Genomic DNA, 18051 nt, shown 5'->3' on the forward strand with positions numbered 1-18051 from the left:
AAATCAATCATTGAGGTGACGATCCTATGCAAGCAAAGCGCAACATCTTACATCTGCCCGTCTACCAGCCCGGCAAGCCGGTGGAGGACGTCAAGAGGGAGCTTGGACTGGATGAAGTCATCAAGCTCGCCTCCAACGAGAACCCGTACGGCAGCTCGCCGCTGGCCCGTCAGGCCATCATCGCCGAGATCGAGAACAACAGCATCTATCCCGACGGAGCCAGCATCGAGCTGACGGCGGCCATGGCCGCCAATCTTGGCGTGCAGCCGGAGCAGCTGATCTGGGGCAATGGAGCGGACGAGATCATTCTTATGATCGCGCGCTCCTTCCTGGAGCCGGGAGACGAGACGATCATGGCCAGCGAGACGTTCTCCCAATACCGCCATAACGCCGTCGTGGAGAATGCCGTCATCATCGAGATTCCGCTCGTCGAAGGCAGGCATGATCTTCCCGCGATGCTGGCAGCCGTAACGGACAAGACGAAGGTGGTCTGGATCTGCTCGCCGAACAATCCGACGGGCGCGATCGTGACGCAGGAGGAGCTGTCCTCCTTAATGAACAGCATCCGCAGCGACGTGCTTGTCGTGCTGGACGAAGCATACTGCCATTTCGTCGACGATGTGGACTACCACGACAGCCTCGAGCTGCTGAAGCGCTTCGACAACCTGATCTCGCTCCGCACCTTCTCCAAAATCTATGGACTCGCGGCGCTGAGGATCGGGTACGGAATCGCCCATCCTTCGGTCATCAACAGCATCAACCTGGTGCGGGAGCCGTTCAATACGGCCCGTGTCGCCCAGGCTGCAGCGAGGGCGGCGCTTGCCGACCAGGCCTTCGTCGACGGCTGCCGCGAGAAAAACATCCGCGAGCGCGATTACCTGCAAGGGGAATTCGACCGTCTTGGACTGAAGTATTTCCCGACTCAGGCGAACTTTATCTTCGTCGATGTGCGGATTCCTTCCAAGGATGCTTTCGACGCCCTGCTCCGCAAAGGCTTCATTACTAGGGCCAACTGGCCGAAGTCGCCGAACTGGCTGCGGATTTCCATCGGCAAGGCGGAGGACAACCGCAAGCTGATCGCGGCTCTGGAACAGGTTCTGAGAGAAGCGGCGGTGCTCGGGTAAGTTGGATACTAGAATCGCAGTTATCGGAGCCGGCCTCATCGGCGGCTCTCTTGCCCTTTGCTTCAAAGGAATGGAAGGATTCCATGTCACAGGATATTCCTACAGGCAGGAATCCGCAGACAAATACTTGAAGCTTCATGTCGTGGATGAAGCGACGACTTCGCTGGAGACGGCCGTCCAGGGAGCCGACTTCATCTTTCTGTGCGTGCCGGTGGGCTTGATCGGCGGCTATCTCGCCCAGCTCGGCAGGCTGCCGCTCAAGCCGGGCTGCATCATCACCGATGTGGGGAGCACGAAGGCCGGCATCATGGATGCGGCGTCGCAATGCGATCTGGGACGCGCCTTGTTCATCGGCGGCCATCCGATGGCGGGCTCCGAGAGAGCGGGAGTCGAGGCCGCTTCAAGGCATTTGTTCGAAAATGCCTTTTATATCCTCACTCCTCATCCTGCCGTGCCGGAGGAAGCTGTCGCGAGGCTCGGCAGCCTGCTTGCCTTGACGAACGCGCGAGTCGTGTCGATGGACCCCGTCCAGCATGACCGCATCGTCGGAGCGATCAGCCATCTGCCGCATCTGATCGCAGTCGCCCTGGTCAACCAGGTGCAGAAGCGGAACGAGGATTCCGGCATGTACGCCATGCTGGCGGCAGGAGGATTCCGGGACATTACGCGGATTGCATCGAGCGATCCGACCGTATGGAGAGATATTCTGCTGGACAATCGCGATGTCGTGCTCGACCTGCTCGACGAATGGAAAGGCGAGATGAGCCGTTTCGCCGATATTCTGAGGGAAGGGGACGGGGAGGCTGTCAGCGAAGCGTTCCGAAGCGCGGGCGAGTTCCGCGATTCGCTGCCGGAGAGGCGCCGAGGCGTGCTGCAATCCGTCTATGAATGCTACATGGACGTGCCGGATCATCCCGGCATCATCGGCAAGATCGCCACGGAGCTTGGCAACCGCAGGATCAACCTCAGCAACCTGCAGATCATCGAAAGCCGCGAGGATGTGCCGGGCGTGCTCAGGCTCAGCTTCCGCACGCAGGGCGATCTGGATCAAGCCGTCGACGTGCTGGAGCAATTCGAATATACCGTCAAGTTCTGATTGGATGGAAGATCCCGGCTCCCGGGATCTTTTTTTTTTGTATGTTGCAGGGCTAGCCGTCAGCCCTCCTATCCAAAGGATCAATCTGCAAAAAGTCTATTTTTCTCTTCCAAAATGGCTATGTTAATCTTTGTTGTTGATATTGGATAGATGCGAACCAATGTTCTGAAATGAGGGTAATATCACGTACCCCACTTCAACGAACAAGGAGACCTCATATTTGGGTTCGTTTGATTGAATGTATGATTGAGGGATTTTCTCTGAGAAAATGTGCAGAACAATTGAACGGTGAAGTCGCGCATGTCACCTTGGTTTACTGGCGGCATAAGATTCTCGCGGCTCTGAAGCAGATTCCGACCGAAGTATTTCAAGGTATCGTTGAAATTTCTGTATTCGGAAAAGGGCAAGCGGAATATTGCAGAACGCCAGCCACGTAAACGTGGTGGGAAAGCCAAATATCGTGGGATTAATAATGACCAAGCATGGGTTCTCGTTGCCCGTGGCCGTTCGCCATCTCGACAGCAAGGAGTATGAGAACACAGCGTCGAACTAAGAAAAACCTGTTGGTGTCCTCATGCCTGTTTTCTGTAAAAGATACAACGGAGTGGCAACAAAGTACCTGGAGCATTTGGAATCGAAATTAAATTGACCATATCGTAGGTTGAAAATGGTTCAAAGTCCAAAATTAGTACTGAGCAATTAAATGTGCATAGGAGTGATCAAAATGGCGAAGCTTCCAGGCGAACGACAAGTCGAAGAATATTTACAGAATCTTGTACATCCATTGAAAAGGGAAATTGAAGAGGTCCGTAGGATCGTCTTAGGTACGGATAGGGAGCTTTCCGAACATGTGAAATGGAATGCACCGAGTTTCTGTTTTCATGATGATGATAGAATAACCTTCAACCTTCATGGAAATGGCTTTTTTAGACTTGTGCTTCACCGAGGAGCCAAAGCAAAAGAAAGCATAAACGTGAAGCGTTACTTCGAAGATGTCCAAGGACTAATGGAATGGGTAACAAATGACAGAGCCACAATAAAGTTTACCGATATAAAAGATGTCGAAGTTAAAAGAGAGCTCCTAAAAGAAGTGGTCAGAAGGTGGGTAGACGTAACGTTATAACAAGCATGGACGGCGCTGAACTATTGGTGCGATAGACCCTGTAAAGGGCGGTTTATTAAGGCAATATTTTGGCTGAAAATCAACTATGTTAATGAACATAGCCTCCATAATAAAAAAATGAAAACGCTTATTGACAAATTGAAAACGGATACATTATACTAGCACTACAGTATGGTTTCTCTCCACTCCTATCCAACTCCATCGCACGTCTTGTGCGGGCCGCCTTTTATTAAGGCGGCTTTTTGTTTTTCTTAAACTTTCCTCATTTTCCGATATTACCTCCGAGCCCATGCTACAATACAGTGAGTTTTGGGCCATCCAATTATTGGGTAATGATTCTTGTCGAAGGCGGCAGGATTATGAAATTCCTTATCGAATTGGAATCTATACAGAATGAGATCCGCCGTTCCGAAATACTCATAAGAGGCTTCGAACTTTTTTTTCTTCAGACAGCGCAACTTTCTGCAGCCGCTCCGGTACAATTGTTTAACCGGAACGGAATATTTGCAGGTGAGGAGGTACTACCGCCTGTCATGCTTGATTCCGAACTTATCCGGCAAATCAAAGACGGAAATATTGAGCTCTACTCCGAATTAATGAGGCGTTACCAGCGCAAGATCATGTCTTTCATCCTTCATATGCTGCGGAGCTCCAAGATGGAGCTTGCCGCGGAGGACCTGTGCTCCGAAACCTTCTACAAGGCCTATCGAAGCCTGAGCTCCTTCCGTGAGGTGGATGCCCAATTTTCCACCTGGCTGTACACCATCGCGCGCAATACGGTGCTCAGCGAGCTGCGCAAGCAGCGCAGCATACATATCCCTCTCGAAGAGAGCGGGCTGATGCCGGCAGCGCCGGAGGAAGCCGCTCCAGAGCAGCAGATCCTTCAGGGGGAGCGCATGTCGCTCGTGAGAGATGCGATCCGCACCTTGCCCGAGAAGCAGCGTTCCGCGCTTGTGCTGAGAGAATATGATGGATTGGATTATCAGGAAATCGCTGATATTCTTGGAGGCACGGTCAGCTCGGTCAAATCCTTGCTCTTCCGCGCCAGAAGCAGCGTGAAGATGCAGCTGGAGCCTTACTTCGAAGAGGTTGCGAGCGAAGATTTCGAAGGGATGAAGCTGCGATGAAATGCGATGAAGTGCAGGAGGCGCTCGGCCTTTACTGGGATCTCCCCGAAGGCGACCCTTTAAAGCTGTCCGTCGACCTGCATTTGAAGCATTGCATAGCTTGCAAGGAAGATTTCCGCTTGTGGGAGGAAAGCGAGCTGCTGATCAGGCAGCTCGCGGAGGAAGACGAAGCTGCTTCCTGGGAATCCGCTGAGTCAGTCAACCGACAGGTTATGGATCGAATTTATGCGGAAGACGGGTACAATCCCAAGCCGCGACTGTTTCATCCGCTGGGCAGGCATTTGAACAACCGGGTTTCGGCTGCTGTGGCAGCTTGCCTGGCGATGTTTACGACCAGCTTGTTATACGTGCTGTTAAGCCGCGGCGACGCGGATTCGGAAACGGCTACCCAGACCGGATTGATGGAGACCGCAAGCGCCTCATCGGGCACGATGTTCAAGGCGAGCTTTTCTGCCGACACTCCCGTAGCCCAGGTCAGCGATCCGTTCATACTCAATATCGTGCCGACAACGCCGCAATATTGGATCATCTTGTCCATGCTGGGGCTGGTACTGATTTTGTTCATGCTGAATTGGCTTTCGCGAATTCGCAAATAAGGGTAAGACCGTTTCCGGCTGCATTTGCGGCCGGATTTTTAGGTTCAGAACGAAGGAGAGAATGGACAAGATGATGAAGCTGGGGCTGATCCGTCATGGGAAGACGGATTGGAATGCAGAGGGACGAATTCAAGGCATTACGGACATACCGCTGAACGGGGAAGGGCGGGATCAGGCCGGAAGGCTTGCGGACAGGCTGCTCAGGGACGGCGACATATGGGATGGAGTCGTGACCAGTCCTTTGGTCCGTGCGCGGGAAACCGGGGTAGTCATCGCCGAGAAGCTGGACATTCCGCTGCTCGAGCCGGAACCGCTTCTGACGGAGCGCAGCTTCGGTCTTGTAGAGGGGACAAAGGAAGCGGAAAGAATCGAGCGTTGGGGAGCGATGTGGCGGACCCATCCAGATGCGGGCATCGAGTCGGATGAACGCGTGCAGGAGCGTGGCCAAGCCTTCGTCGCCCGCATGGAGGAGCAGTACCCTGATTCCAGGCTGCTCGTCGTTACGCACGGAAGCTACCTGGCCCAACTGCTGGAAGTTCTCTGCGACGGACTCAGCCAAACCTATCTCAACAACATGTCCTATTCCATTCTTGAGTTCGACGGTAGCAAGTGGACGCCGCTGCTTCATAATTGCACCCTCCACCTCGAGAGCTGAGCCGAGTCGAGTCCGGTTATACGTCACCTTCGCCTTTCGGCGAAGGTTTTTTTTCGTTCCCGCCATGTCTTAAACGTCGAGGATCTTCCCATAATGGTACTAGCAAATGGCAGGAGGGAAGAGAGAATGAACTTCGCGGATATGCTGGGTTACGCCGATATCGCCCAGCTCAGCCGGATAGCGGACGTATACCAATGCGAGTGCAACGGACATTCCAAAAACGAGCTGATTCAGTCGATCCTTTCCAAGGTGGGATCAAGGGAAGTTTTCGAGGCTCAGGTGGGCAGCATGCGTTTGGAAGATTTGCGCTTCATCAACTCTCTGCTATTCGACAAAAGGGAATTGTTCAGCCTGGAAGAGTTGATCGCGCGGGTGCAATCGAGCAAGCTTCAAGACGATGAGGCGGCTGCCGTGTCGCGGATAGCGGAAACGAAGCGTCCGCATGCGGACAGCGTCCCGAAAAACCGCCGCAAGGGCAAGGCTCAGCCCGTGCCTGAATCGGGTCCAAGGGAAATCATCTCCCGTTTCAAGCAGCAAGGCTGGCTGTTCAACGGAATCAGCGGCCCGGAGCGTTATCTGTTTCAAATTCCGAAAGATCTGAAGGTGAAATTCCGCGATACGCTGAGACGTCGCTTCCGCGAGAGCCTCGTCTATGCGGGCGAGCCTTCCGTGTACCGGGATGAACAAGAGCTGCTCGGCGAGGATGTGCATGCCTTGCTCTCTTATGTCCGCCATCACGAAGTGCCGCTGACGAGAGACGGATATATGCACAGGCGCACAGTCATGCAGATCATGGAGAGCTTCGGCGTGCAGGAGGAGCCCCCGGCCAAAGCGGCTTTCCGCTTCGGATACGGGCGCCGGTTCCGGGAATATCCCGAACGATTCTCGCTGGTCTATGACTATTGCTTCTATAATAAGTGGCTCGTGGAAGATGAGGATGTGCTCGTCTTGTCGGAGAGGGGAACCGAGGCGCTGCTGGACAGGCGCGCGGCGACTGCCGAACAGCTCTATCGCTTCTGGCTCCGGCTGTATAAGGGCGCAGTCCCGAATCTTCTGTCCCTCGCCCATTGGATCGACGATTTGGCGGACCGCTGGGTGACGGCGGATTCGCTCCGCGCCGTCCTGCTTCCCTTCATCAAGCCTTATTACTACGATACGGCCGATTCCGTGATCGACAAGCGGATTCTCATGATGCTTCTGCATCTGGGCATGCTGCGGATCGGGGAGGACGAGAAGCTGGGCACCGTCGTGAGGATGACCAAGCTGGGAAGCGCGGTCGTGGCCGGCGTCCATGTGGAGCATCAGGACGTGCTGCATGTCGAAGCGGGCGGCGGCACCATACTCTAGCAAGTCGCACTCGGGCTGCCGCACATTTGATTGGGGCCGGGCTTCTGTAATCTTCCTGCCGAAGTAAGGCGGAATAGAATGATAGCAGAAGAATGGCTGCGGGCAGTCTCTACATCTGTACGCTCTACCTGAAAGGAAACTAGCAGCGGGCATCATGAAGATCTGGGAGAGAGCTTGTATAGGTGCACGGATGATTCGATACGGAGGTGTATCCTATGATGGACAAATTGAAAGCGAACTATGAAGTCATGCTGGGTCTGACAGCTGAAATGATCCTGGATGAAGCCTTGCTTAAATTTCGCAGAGCCAAAATCTATGCAGCCATAAACGATGCGCTCGAAACCGGAGACAGGGATCGCTTCCAGAAGCTGTCCGAAGAGTGGAACGCTCTCCGCCGCTGAGTTGCTTCATGTCGGCCTTCGGTCCGGCCGCTTCCGCGGCTGGCCGGAGGCTGTCTTTTTTTGCCGCGACGGACGGGCCTCGACCCGCATGCCGGCTGCTGCCGGGGAATGGAACCATGAAGCGCAGCGTAAGAATCCGGCAGGCTGAGGATGTTGGCAAAAGAGTCCCTTCAAGGTAACATAAGGAAGGCGAAAATAACAAAGGAAGTGGAACAGCATGAAATTCAGCGAAATTGAACGTCAGCGCTGGCCCGAGCTGCAGCCGTACATGGATACTTGCCTGCTTCCGGTAACCGGCCTATCCGGCACGGAATCTCCTTGGCAGGCGGCCGAGGCGCTCGAGAAGCTGCGCGATCTGCTTGACGCGGCGGAAATTCCGTTCAAGGGCAGAATCATTTCTTATCCGGCGGTGCAGTACCGCTTCGGCCATGAATTGTCCGAATTGGACGAGCTGATCAGGAAAGTCAAAAGCGGAGGCTTCCGCTATGTCATCGCCGCATCGGCCGCGGTCGACCTGTCGGGGCTGGAGGAGGCGGATCTGGCGCTTGGACCGGACGACAGCGGAGCGCTGCCGGGGCCTTCCGACATCTCCTTGCGGATCCGGGAATTATGGAAAGCCTGAGGATGCGGAATGAAGCTTCCGCGACGAATGGGATGCATAATTTCTTTCCGCGAAGGGGAAACCATTTGTCAGGGAATGATTGTAAACTCGCCCCGTGCGATCGCCCTCAAATGTGACAAATTAGCAACAAAGATGGGAGCGATTTTTGAACAATGAACTTCCAAATTCTTGACGCTCCCAAACGTCTAAAGTATGATAGGAATTGCTTGGTTCGACACGGAATGTCTGGCGGACAAGGCATCCGATATGGTTGCAAAGGGGGTTGAACAGATGAGTACTCACGAAAATCAAGAATCCGCACACGCTCCCGTGAAGCGCAAGGAAATGTCGAGAAGGCAGTTTTTGGCTTACACCCTCGGAGGAGCCAGCGCATTCATGGCCGGCGGAGCCGTCCTGCCCATGATCCGGTTCGCCGTTGATCCGCTGCTGGAGAAACGCTCCGCAGGCAGCTTCGTCAAGGTTGTGGAAGAGAGCAAAGTGAAGGTCGGCGAGCCGACGGAGTTCAAGTTCAAAATCCATCAAGTCGACGGGTGGTATGTAAGCGATCCCGAGCAGGCCGCATGGATTATGAAGGACGACAACGGCAAGATTTTCGCGCTTTCTCCGATCTGCAAGCACTTGGGCTGCACGATCGGCTGGAACACCGAGAAAAACAACGAATATGTGTGCCCTTGCCACGGCGCCCACTACACCGTAGACGGCAAAAACCTGTCTGTAGCGCCGGCTCCTCTTGACGAGTATCAGATCAAGATCGAGAACGGCTTTGTTTACCTGGGCGATATCGTTCCGAACACAAGGGTTTAGGAGGCGTTAATTCAGATGTTTAAAAGCGTATACAACTGGATCGACGAACGTCTTGACGTGACGCCCCTGTGGAGGGATGTTGCGGACCATGAGGTGCCGGAGCATGTCAATCCCGCGCATCACTTTTCAGCCTTCGTTTATTGTTTCGGAGGATTGACGTTCTTCATTACCGTTATCCAGATACTGTCCGGCATGTTCCTCACCATGTACTACGTACCGGATATTATCAACGCTTACGCGAGCGTGGACTATCTTCAGCACAAGGTGCCGTTCGGCTCGATCGTGCGCGGCATGCACCACTGGGGAGCCAGTCTCGTTATTGTCATGATGTTCCTACATACGCTTCGCGTCTTCTTCACCGGATCCTACAAGGCTCCGCGCGAGATGAACTGGGTTGTCGGCATGCTGATCTTCTTCATCATGCTTGGACTCGGCTTCACCGGTTACCTGCTTCCTTGGGATAACAAAGCGTACTTCGCAACCAAGGTCGGCATTCAGATCGCCGATTCGGTGCCTTATATCGGGGAGTACATCAAAGTCTTCCTGCAGGGAGGAGACATCGTCGGAGCGACTACGCTGACCAGGTTCTTCGCGATTCACGTGTTCTTCCTTCCAGGCGCCCTGCTGGCTCTGCTGGCTGCGCACTTCTTGATGATCCGCAAGCAAGGCATCGCGGGTCCTCTATAACGGTAGAGGAGGGACTCACATGGCGCACGGCAACAATTCAAACGAAAAAGTCGTTTATGTCGGCGACTCCCGTGTTCGCAAGCGCGAAACCGTCAACAGCATCCCGCCGGACTACACTTCCTTCCCGGGACGTTCGGAAGCCTTTATACCGAACTTCCTGCTGAAGGAATGGATGGTCGGCTGCGTCGTGCTCGTCGGATTCCTCGTGCTTACGATCGCAGAGCCGCCACCGCTCGGTTATCCGGCGGACCCGACCAACTCGGCGTTCATTCCGATGCCGGACTGGTACTTCCTGTTCCTGTACCAGCTGCTCAAGTATCCTTGGGTATCGGGATCGTACGTACCGCTAGGCGTTATGGGCGTACCGGGCGTCGCTTTCGGCTCGCTGCTGCTCGCCCCGTTCCTGGATACGGGCAAGGAGCGCCGCTTCTACCGCCGTCCGATCGCAACGACTCTCATGCTCTTGTCGCTGGTGTCGTGCTACTATCTGACCAAGGTCAGCTGGGATCACTACCAGCATGAGCTCGAGATCACCAATACGGTGCCGGAGCATATCGAGCGCGAGGAAAAAGCCCGCGAAGCGGCCGCTTCCGGCGAAGAACCGCCTTCGGCAACGAAGCCGAAGGAGGACGTCGCTCTCGTCGATGCCGACAACGCCGGCGTGAAGACGATCATGGAAAAGGCCAAATGCATGACTTGCCACGGCACGGACCTCAAGGGCCAAGCCGGAGCGAAGATTCCATCCCTGCACGGCGTCGGCGATCTGCTGGACAAAGCGCAGCTGACGGAAATCGTCACCAACGGCAAGGGCGGCATGCCGGCCTTCAAGGACACTCTTTCCGCGGAAGAGATCGATACGCTCACCACTTGGCTCGCCAAGCAAAAAGCGGCTCAATAAGACAACCAGCCTGATCGTTCCCGGACGTATCGTCCAAGCCATTTGAAGGCTTGAGAATACCGTCTTTTTTCAATATGCTTGGCGCATCGATAGTCAGCTCGTTTTTGCCGGTCGCATTGCTCCGGACGGCCCGCAAGCCTGGCACCCGGCCGCGGCCTACCCCGGATCCGCGAACTACGACGCCTCCCCCGGCTGGCCCGGATACGCAGGCGCCAATTCCAATCCCAATCCCTATGGCTATCCCGCCCCGCATGGGCAGCACGGAAATGCCGTTCTGCCTTACCCGGCGGCCGCGCCGCATTGGAGTTCCGAGGAAGCCGGGCTCTCCCACTCTCTCCCAGGCTTTCCGGCTCCCTCCGGCTTCCAAGGGCTCTCCGCATCGGCGGGTTATCCGGGCAGCTACGGCTACCCCTCCCCAAGCTTCTGGCCCGCTGGCGCAGCTTCACCCATGCCCGAATGGGCGGCCGGACCAGCCCCGCAGAAGTCCGCTGAGGCGGCTGCAGGAGGATCGCCGGCCTCTTCGGCCTCTGCTTATGGCAGTTCGACGAATAGCCCCTATATGTCGAATTCGGGGAGCCCTATTCCCAGAGAACCGCAGACCGAAGGCGGCGAGCTCCATGCCGCTCCCGACCGGCCCGATTCATCCGATCTCCCGCCCGCTTATATCCGGCTTCTCCATGCCCATACCGGCAAGGAGAAGCTTGAATTCCACCTCGGAACGACGGTTCGGCCGCTCGATTATCTGGAGGCATCCTCCTATCTTGAAGTCCGTCCGGGCCGTTGCCCGCTCTCCATTCAGGAGGAGCAATCCCGATCCCCTGTCGCCGCAGCCGAGCTCGACTTGCGCAGCGGAGCCTGGATGACGGCGGCTGTAGCCGGCGACGGGAAGCTTCTCCTGTTCGAGGATGAGCGGGAGACATCTGCCGACCGCGCCCGGATTCGGCTGCTCCACCTGGCTGACGGCCGAGCCCCTGCAGACCTTATGATTCGGGATGGAGGCACGCTGTTCCGGCGTGTGTCTTACGGCTCGTCTTCCTCCTACATCACGCTGAGCCCGGCCGAGCTCGAGCTGGAGCTGTGCGAGGCAGGATCGCTTCGGACGCTGCTCTCCCCGCAGTCGATCACGCTCTCTCCCGCCCAGGCCGCGACCCTTCTCTTTACGGGCGACAGCGGCTTGATCGTGCTGGCGGACGGATCTTGAACGCTTCATTCGAATGCAAAAAAACAAGCTCCCGATCGGGGGTGGCCGAAGGAAGCTTGTCCTGCTGGATGCTACTGTTCCATTTGCTTGGCCAGGAAGCCGGCTGCGGTTTCCGACATCTTGATTTCCATCTGAGCCATTTTGACGGAATCGTCCTTGCTGAGCAGAACGACCGTGCCGATGGGATCCCCGCCGGCGATGATCGGGGCCGCCACGAAGGAAGAATAAGTTTCGGGACCGTTTTTGACGACCTCGTATTCGCCGCTTGCCGTTTCCACCGCCGTTTTGCGGTTGTCCATCGCCGTTTCCAGCAGGGGACCGACCGGCTTGTCCATATATTCCTTCTTGGAAGCTCCCGCGATGGCGATGACCGTATCCCGGTCCGTGATCAGGGTGATGTGTCCGGTGCTTTCGCTGAGCGATTCCGCATATTCCTTGGCGAAGTCGCCCAGCTCGCCGATCGGGGAGTACTTCTTGAGGATGACTTCCCCGTCGCGATCGACAAATATCTCCAGCGGGTCTCCTTCGCGGATGCGAAGCGTACGGCGGATTTCCTTCGGGATAACGACACGGCCCAGATCATCGATCCGGCGCACGATTCCAGTTGCTTTCATTGTCATGTTGCCCCACTTTCCTTGAAGAGTAGTAAAGTCGACTGGACGCTGGCGTTTGCTTCTTTTATGCGGAAACAGGAGCTGATCCTTGTCAGGCATATACCTTCGAATCTGACCATAGTATTCATCCGCTCCCAAATTCTTATGCAGGCCCGGCCGGTCCGAGCCTCCGCGGGAGCTAGGCCGGGCGGGGTTCGAAATCCCGCCTGCAGCTGCCTGAGGCCGCCCGCCTGAATTCGGCTTGCCGACTTATTTTGCCCAGTCCGGCTTCCCCGTACTCCCAAATTCTCCAGCCGCCCGTCCCGCCCCAGGCGAGCAGGAGCTCTATTCAGAGCGGCGGAAAAGGGAGTGCGTACGTGCAGCTGCACTTGAGTTTCCCTTATGCCTTATGGGCTCAATCGGGTAAAGGAGCCGCCTCAAATCTGTCCCGGCTTCTCTTCGGCAGCGCCGATTTCCAAATCATACATAGTATTACCAAGTATTTCGATGGGATGGAGAACCTCTTCCTAGCCGCATCTGCATGGGTGCTCTTCCTTTCCTTAAGGCAAAAAAACACCCGCATGCGGAAGCCGCGCGCGGGTGTAGCCATGGGTCAGAGATCCTTACTTGGAGCCGTTGTTCGCTGCCGCGTCGGAGGAATTCGTAGCCGCACCGTTCTCGGCGCCGGAGTTGGCCGCCGGGCTCGCAGCAGGGCTGGCTGCCGGGCTTGGGGACGGATCCTTGAATTCCTCCTTCTTCGTGATCAGCTTTGGAACCTCATTCTGCATGTAGTCGTTCAGCTTGGTCTGGCCGATCGTTTCCTTGATCGTCTGCTTGGAGTTTTCCAGCGTCGGCTCGTCGCGCTTCTCGACCTTGATGACGTGGTAGCCGTATTCGGTCTCCACAGGTTCGCCTACGACGCCGACCTTCTGCTCCAGGCAAGCTTTTTTGAATGCCTCTACATAGGTGGAAGGATCGGCATTGGAGTACAGGCCTCCGGTGCTGCTGGAGCCGGGATCATCGGAGTATTCCTTGGCGAGGGCATTCCAGTCCGCGCCTGCAGCTTCAAGCTTCGCCTTGGCTTCCTTGGCGCGCTTCAGAGCGTCTTCCTTGGAACGTTCCTTGCCGGCGGAATCCTGGAAGCCGACCAGAACGTGGCGCACGTCGACCTTGATCAGGCTTTGCTTGTTGTCATTGAAGTATTTCGTCACGTCTTCATCCGTAACCTTGGCTGCCATCGCTTCGGAGACGCCGATAGAGAGGCGGATGAAATCCTTCACGTCGGTCGAGGTGATGCTGTTGGTCTTGAGCTCTTCGTCGAGCTTGTCCTTCGTAACGGCTTCCTCGATCTTGCCATATTCGGTATCCGCGTCCTTGGTCGCTTTGTCCTTTGCTTCCTTGGAGGCGTCGTTATAGACGATGTGGTACCCGATATACTGGTCGAGCAGCATATTTTTGTATTCGGCCATTCCGAGGTATGGCTCCATTTGCGGGTTGATGACCTTGAGCACGTTCGTGAACGTGGTGAATTCCTTTTCCGTAACCGTGCCGCCCTTGTACTCGGCGATCGTCTTCCCGGAATCCTTGGAGCCGGATTCCCCATTGTCCTTCTTGCCGCATGCTGCCAGCGACACGGCCAGGACGGCCGCAAGAATCAGCAGCAGGCTGCGTCCCCAGGCAGGGCGCTTGCTCGAAATATGCATAACGTTCTCCTCTCGGTCTTTTCAGGCTTGTTTCCAGTGTACCAGATGTTTTCCATCTATGCCATGTAAGCGGTTTTGCGGTCTGCACGGCCGGACAAAAGTCCATTGCAACGAGCTCTTGTCTCCCGGACAGGGGACTTATTTGCCCCCTGCCGATTTCTCCAGCTGCGCCGCCGGCTTCACCGCTTCCTTCATTGACTCCAGGAAGGTCAGCGTGAGCGCGAGACGCTCCTCGCTGCCGAGTCCCTTGCCACGCAGCGCCAGCTCCGTCACCGCGTCCTTGGCGCCGCCGCGCTTGAACCGGTTCTCGAAGTCGAGGCACAGCTTGTCAATCGCCCGGATATCGATCCGCTGCGCCGCGCGTGCCGCGAACTTGAGCGTCCATTCGTCGCCCTTGCCGCTCACCGACTCGATGCCGTACAACGAGCCGTAGATTTTCAGCCTCGCCACGTCGAGCAGCGTATCCACCGCCTGCGGCAAATCGCCGAAGCGGTCGGTAAGCTCCTCGCGCAGGTCTTCGGCATCGTCCAGCGAGGACAGGGAAGCGACCTTCTTGTAGATTTCGATCTTCTGGATGCTGTCGTAAATATAATCCGAAGGCAGGTAAGCATCCAGGCTGAGGTCGATGACGGTGCTGACAGGCTTCTCCGTCTCCTCTTCCTCCCCGTACATTTCCTTCTTGCGGCGGGCGATCTCGTCGGCCAGCATCTGCGAGTACAGATCGAAGCCGACCGAGGCGATGAAGCCGTGCTGCTCCGCCCCGAGCAGGTTGCCCGCACCGCGGATGGCAAGGTCCCGCATGGCGATCTTGAAGCCGGAGCCGAGCTCCGTGAACTCCTTGATCGACTGGAGCCTCTTCTCGGCGACCTCCGTCAGCACCTTGTCGCGCTGGTAGGTAAAGTACGCGTAGGCGATCCGGTTGGAGCGGCCGACCCGTCCCCGCAGCTGGTACAGCTGGGACAGGCCCATTTTGTCCGCGTCATGGACGATGAGCGTGTTGACATTCGGAATGTCGACGCCGGTCTCGATGATGCTCGTGCTTACCAGAACATCCGACTCCCCGTCCAGGAAGTCGAGAATCGTCTTCTCCAGCTCCTGCTCCGACATCTGCCCGTGGCCCACCGCCACCCGCGCTTCCGGCACGAGCGAGGAGAGCAGCTCCGCCATCTGATAGATGCCTTGGACCCGGTTGTACAGGTAGTACACCTGCCCGCCGCGGGCCAGCTCGCGCTCGATCGCCTCGCGAACGAGCGCCGTATTGTACTCGACGACGTACGTCTGCACCGGGAACCGGTTCTCCGGCGGCGTCTCGATGACGGACAGATCGCGCACGCCGAGCATGGACATATGCAGCGTCCGCGGTATCGGAGTCGCCGTCAGCGTCAGCACGTCGACATTGGTCTTGAGCCGCTTGAGCTTCTCCTTATGCGATACGCCGAACCGCTGCTCCTCGTCGACGATGAGCAGTCCAAGGTCCTTGAACACGATATCCTGCGACAGCAGGCGATGCGTGCCGATGACGACGTCGACCGTTCCGGCCTTGAGCCCTTTCATCGTGTCCGTCTGCTCCTTGCGGGAGCGGAAGCGGCTGAGCACCTGAACGTTGAACGGAAAGTCGGCGAACCGCTCCCGGAACGTCTCGTAGTGCTGCTGGGCAAGGATCGTCGTCGGCACGAGCACGGCGACCTGCTTGCCTTCGATGGCGGCCTTGAAGGCGGCGCGGACCGCAACCTCGGTCTTGCCGTAGCCGACGTCGCCGCACAGCAGCCGGTCCATCGGCCGCTGCAGCTCCATATCCTTCTTGATCTCGCGGATGGCGCGCAGCTGGTCGGGCGTCTCGTCGTACGGGAACATCGCCTCGAACTCGTTCTGGTAGGCCGTGTCCTGCCCGAAGCCGAAGCCCTTGGCTTCCTGGCGCTGGGCGTACAGCTTGATGAGATCGTCGGCGATATCCTTGACGGAGCTGCGGACCTTGTTCTTGACCCGTGTCCATTCGTTGCCGCCGAGCTTATAGACCTTCGGCTCCTTCTCCTCGGATCCGACGTATTTCTGGATGAGGTCGATCTGGTCGATCGGCACGGAGAGCTTGTCGCCGCCGGCATACATGATATGCATGTAGTCCTTGTGGATGCCGCCGATCTCAAGCGTTCCGATGCCCATGTATTTGCCGATGCCATGATTCTGGTGGACGACATAGTCGCCGACCTTGAGCTCCGTGTAGCTCTTGATCCGCTCGGCATTGTCGATATTCTTGTCCACGCGGCGGGTTTTGCGGGATTTCTGCGAGAACAGCTCGCCTTCCGTAATGACGACCAGATGCGAGCCCGGGAGCTCGAAGCCGCTCTGCAGGCCGCCTTCCAGTATGGCAGGCGGCTCGATGTCGTAATCGCCGAGCACCCGGCGCAGGCGCTCGATCCGCTCGCTGCCGCCGGCCAGCATGAGCACGCTCGCGCCGGCTTTTTTCCAGCGCTCCATCTCGGCCTTCAGCACGTTCATCTGCCCGTGGAAGTTTTGCATGCTGCGGCACATGAAGTTCAGGATGTTCTGCGGCTGGGTATGCGGAATCTGGCGCAGGAACAACGAAAGGAAGAGGGCCGGGAACTTGCGGTTGTGCAGCACCTCGTCCGCCTCGCGGGCCAGCTGGATGCCCGGCAGCGACTTGCCGTTCGAGAGCAGGTGAGCCTGCCACTCCGCCTCGTCGCGCTCCAGCTGGCGGCCCGTCTCGATCAGCCTCGTCGGCTCGTCGAGCACGAGCAGCGTATCCTCCGGCATATAGTCGAAGAGCGTCTGGCGCTCGGGGTAGAGCAAAGCGATGTATTTATAAAGTTCGGGGAAATGGATGTGCTGGCGCAGCCGTTCCAGCTCCGATCCGATTTCCGTGCGCAGCCGCTCCTTCGCCGTACGGTCGGTCATGCGCTCCAGCTGCTTCTCGAGCAGCTCCGCTCCATGCTGCGCGGCCGCGCCGAAGCGCCGTTCGTCCGCGATCAGCTCCTGGCACGGAGGAACGGTATAGGCGTTCATCTTGTCTATGGAACGCTGCCCTTCCGGATCGAACGAGCGGATGGAGTCGATCTCGTCGTCGAACCATTCCATCCGCACGGCGACCGGAGAGGTCAGCGGGTAGAAGTCCGCTATGCCGCCGCGGACGCTCATCTCGCCCCGGTTCTCCACGCGGTCCACGCGGACATAGCCGAGGCTGTTCATGCGCTGAAGGAACTGCTCCAGCGGCAGCGTATCCCCGACCTTGACCTCGATCTGGCTTCCGCCATGACGCCTTTGAGCGGCAAGTAGCGGCGGACGCCGGAGAAGGGAACGACAACGATCCCGCGGAATCCTCTGGACAGCCGGATGAGCACATCCATGCGCTGGGCCAGCATCTCGGGACTCGAGACGGCGGCTTCGGCGGCGACCAGTTCGTTCGCGGGATAGAGCAGGACTTCATCGTCCTTGCAGAGCTCCTGCAGGTCCTCGGCGATTTTCTGCGCCGAGAACATATTGTGGGTCACGACCAGGATCGGCTGATCGAATTCGCGGCGCAGAGCCGCCATCAGCACCTGGCGGGAGGAGCCTGCCAAGCCTGAAATCAGCTGCTCCCTCATCCCTTTGCGGAACCCGGAGACGACCGACTGGAAGTCCCGGTCCGCGGCAAAAGCCTCAAGTAACGCTTTCAATGGCTGCGGCACCCCTTTTCATATGAAAACCGTGCGCTGCGCAGGCATAGAGCATCTGTCCCGAGGGACAGCAACAAGGCCCCATACCGCTCGGGGCCAATGAAGTCTCCGCCTTGAACACGCAAAGAAGCCTCAGCTTCAGGCCAAGGCTCTTGCTATACGCGAAGCGCGAAAATCTGCTTGTCGTCCATCTTGCTACTGCAGCGGGCTTGATACCAGCAGCAGTTCCGGATTCCGGGCGACGGCCTCGCTGCAATATTCGCAGACAATTTTTACCACCATATCGCCATCCGGGTTATACGCTATTATATCGCTGCGTTCTTCGAGGGTCAAGAAATGCAGGCCGAGCCTGTTCTCCGTAATTCCTTGCACGCTGGAGATCGAGCCGAGCGGCGTCCGGCAG

At 57.1% G+C, this 18051-nt stretch carries 16 protein-coding genes and 2 pseudogenes; 14 read left to right on the forward strand and 4 right to left on the reverse strand.

What is annotated here, in order from left to right; genetic code table 11:
• Positions 1-26 precede the first annotated feature (26 nt).
• The 14 genes and pseudogenes from hisC (at position 27) to BN871_RS14765 (ending at position 11681) form a co-directional block, all read left to right on the forward strand.
• Positions 27-1124, forward strand: a complete 1098-nt coding sequence (hisC, locus tag BN871_RS14700; protein WP_021877916.1) for a histidinol-phosphate transaminase — start codon at positions 27-29, stop codon at positions 1122-1124.
• 1 nt (position 1125) lies between these two features.
• Positions 1126-2220 (forward strand): prephenate dehydrogenase, encoded by a 1095-nt coding sequence (locus tag BN871_RS14705; protein WP_021877917.1) that lies wholly within the window; start codon positions 1126-1128, stop codon positions 2218-2220.
• A 179-nt stretch (positions 2221-2399) separates the two neighbouring features.
• Positions 2400-2727 (forward strand): annotated as a pseudogene (locus tag BN871_RS27755) (IS1595 family transposase); the annotation flags it as partial.
• Between the two features lie 217 nt (positions 2728-2944).
• Entirely contained in the window at positions 2945-3343 is a 399-nt protein-coding gene (locus BN871_RS14715) for a DUF1801 domain-containing protein (RefSeq protein WP_048746921.1), read from the forward strand.
• Between the two features lie 533 nt (positions 3344-3876).
• A complete protein-coding gene (locus BN871_RS14720; RefSeq protein WP_048746923.1) occupies positions 3877-4470 on the forward strand; it encodes an RNA polymerase sigma factor in 594 nt (197 codons plus the stop codon).
• An 11-nt stretch (positions 4471-4481) separates the two neighbouring features.
• Positions 4482-5066, forward strand: a complete 585-nt coding sequence (locus BN871_RS14725; protein WP_127506542.1) for a hypothetical protein — start codon at positions 4482-4484, stop codon at positions 5064-5066.
• A gap of 70 nt (positions 5067-5136) precedes the next feature.
• Positions 5137-5721: a histidine phosphatase family protein gene (locus tag BN871_RS14730; protein WP_307721776.1), complete on the forward strand. Its 585-nt coding sequence runs from the start codon at positions 5137-5139 to the stop codon at positions 5719-5721.
• Positions 5722-5847: 126 nt separating this feature from the next.
• Positions 5848-7068, forward strand: coding sequence for a hypothetical protein (locus BN871_RS14735; protein ID WP_048746926.1), 1221 nt, complete (start codon positions 5848-5850; stop codon positions 7066-7068).
• 215 nt (positions 7069-7283) lie between these two features.
• A complete protein-coding gene (locus BN871_RS14740) occupies positions 7284-7469 on the forward strand; it encodes an IDEAL domain-containing protein (RefSeq protein ID WP_021877924.1) in 186 nt (61 codons plus the stop codon).
• A gap of 217 nt (positions 7470-7686) precedes the next feature.
• Positions 7687-8091, forward strand: a complete 405-nt coding sequence (locus BN871_RS14745) for a DUF2487 family protein (RefSeq protein WP_048746927.1) — start codon at positions 7687-7689, stop codon at positions 8089-8091.
• Positions 8092-8361: 270 nt separating this feature from the next.
• Positions 8362-8895 carry a ubiquinol-cytochrome c reductase iron-sulfur subunit gene (locus BN871_RS14750; protein WP_021877927.1) on the forward strand — a complete coding sequence of 178 codons (534 nt, stop codon included), beginning with the start codon at positions 8362-8364 and terminating at the stop codon, positions 8893-8895.
• Positions 8896-8910: 15 nt separating this feature from the next.
• Entirely contained in the window at positions 8911-9582 is a 672-nt protein-coding gene (qcrB, locus tag BN871_RS14755; protein ID WP_048746929.1) for a menaquinol-cytochrome c reductase cytochrome b subunit, read from the forward strand.
• Between the two features lie 19 nt (positions 9583-9601).
• Positions 9602-10480 carry a menaquinol-cytochrome c reductase cytochrome b/c subunit gene (locus BN871_RS14760; RefSeq protein WP_021877929.1) on the forward strand — a complete coding sequence of 293 codons (879 nt, stop codon included), beginning with the start codon at positions 9602-9604 and terminating at the stop codon, positions 10478-10480.
• A gap of 559 nt (positions 10481-11039) precedes the next feature.
• Positions 11040-11681 (forward strand): DUF4397 domain-containing protein, encoded by a 642-nt coding sequence (locus tag BN871_RS14765; protein WP_021878508.1) that lies wholly within the window; start codon positions 11040-11042, stop codon positions 11679-11681.
• A 71-nt stretch (positions 11682-11752) separates the two neighbouring features.
• Here the strand turns inward: BN871_RS14765 and spoVT are convergent, their stop codons facing one another.
• The 4 genes and pseudogenes from spoVT to BN871_RS14785 all read right to left on the reverse strand — a co-directional run.
• Positions 11753-12295: a stage V sporulation protein T gene (spoVT, locus tag BN871_RS14770; RefSeq protein ID WP_048746948.1), complete on the reverse strand. Its 543-nt coding sequence runs from the start codon at positions 12293-12295 to the stop codon at positions 11753-11755.
• 602 nt (positions 12296-12897) lie between these two features.
• Positions 12898-13977 (reverse strand): peptidylprolyl isomerase, encoded by a 1080-nt coding sequence (locus BN871_RS14775; protein ID WP_021878506.1) that lies wholly within the window; start codon positions 13975-13977, stop codon positions 12898-12900.
• Between the two features lie 138 nt (positions 13978-14115).
• A pseudogene (gene mfd / locus BN871_RS14780) lies at positions 14116-17648 on the reverse strand (transcription-repair coupling factor).
• A 195-nt stretch (positions 17649-17843) separates the two neighbouring features.
• On the reverse strand, positions 17844-18051 hold a 208-nt coding region (locus BN871_RS14785; protein ID WP_083436456.1), incomplete at its 5' end, for an anti-sigma-F factor Fin.

This window comes from Paenibacillus sp. P22, assembly GCF_000469945.2.
GTDB lineage: Bacteria > Bacillota > Bacilli > Paenibacillales > Paenibacillaceae > Paenibacillus_O > Paenibacillus_O humicus.

Coding starts and splice junctions, on each gene's coding strand:
- BN871_RS14775 (WP_021878506.1), bottom strand. CDS start 13,977: ATGCATATTTCGAGCAAGCGCCCTGCCTGGGGACGCAGCCTGCTGCTG.
- BN871_RS14740 (WP_021877924.1), top strand. CDS start 7,284: ATGATGGACAAATTGAAAGCGAACTATGAAGTCATGCTGGGTCTGACA.
- BN871_RS14745 (WP_048746927.1), top strand. CDS start 7,687: ATGAAATTCAGCGAAATTGAACGTCAGCGCTGGCCCGAGCTGCAGCCG.
- qcrB (WP_048746929.1), top strand. CDS start 8,911: ATGTTTAAAAGCGTATACAACTGGATCGACGAACGTCTTGACGTGACG.
- BN871_RS14750 (WP_021877927.1), top strand. CDS start 8,362: ATGAGTACTCACGAAAATCAAGAATCCGCACACGCTCCCGTGAAGCGC.
- BN871_RS14715 (WP_048746921.1), top strand. CDS start 2,945: ATGGCGAAGCTTCCAGGCGAACGACAAGTCGAAGAATATTTACAGAAT.
- hisC (WP_021877916.1), top strand. CDS start 27: ATGCAAGCAAAGCGCAACATCTTACATCTGCCCGTCTACCAGCCCGGC.
- BN871_RS14735 (WP_048746926.1), top strand. CDS start 5,848: ATGAACTTCGCGGATATGCTGGGTTACGCCGATATCGCCCAGCTCAGC.
- BN871_RS14720 (WP_048746923.1), top strand. CDS start 3,877: ATGCTTGATTCCGAACTTATCCGGCAAATCAAAGACGGAAATATTGAG.
- BN871_RS14730 (WP_307721776.1), top strand. CDS start 5,137: ATGATGAAGCTGGGGCTGATCCGTCATGGGAAGACGGATTGGAATGCA.
- BN871_RS14765 (WP_021878508.1), top strand. CDS start 11,040: ATGTCGAATTCGGGGAGCCCTATTCCCAGAGAACCGCAGACCGAAGGC.
- BN871_RS14760 (WP_021877929.1), top strand. CDS start 9,602: ATGGCGCACGGCAACAATTCAAACGAAAAAGTCGTTTATGTCGGCGAC.
- spoVT (WP_048746948.1), bottom strand. CDS start 12,295: ATGAAAGCAACTGGAATCGTGCGCCGGATCGATGATCTGGGCCGTGTC.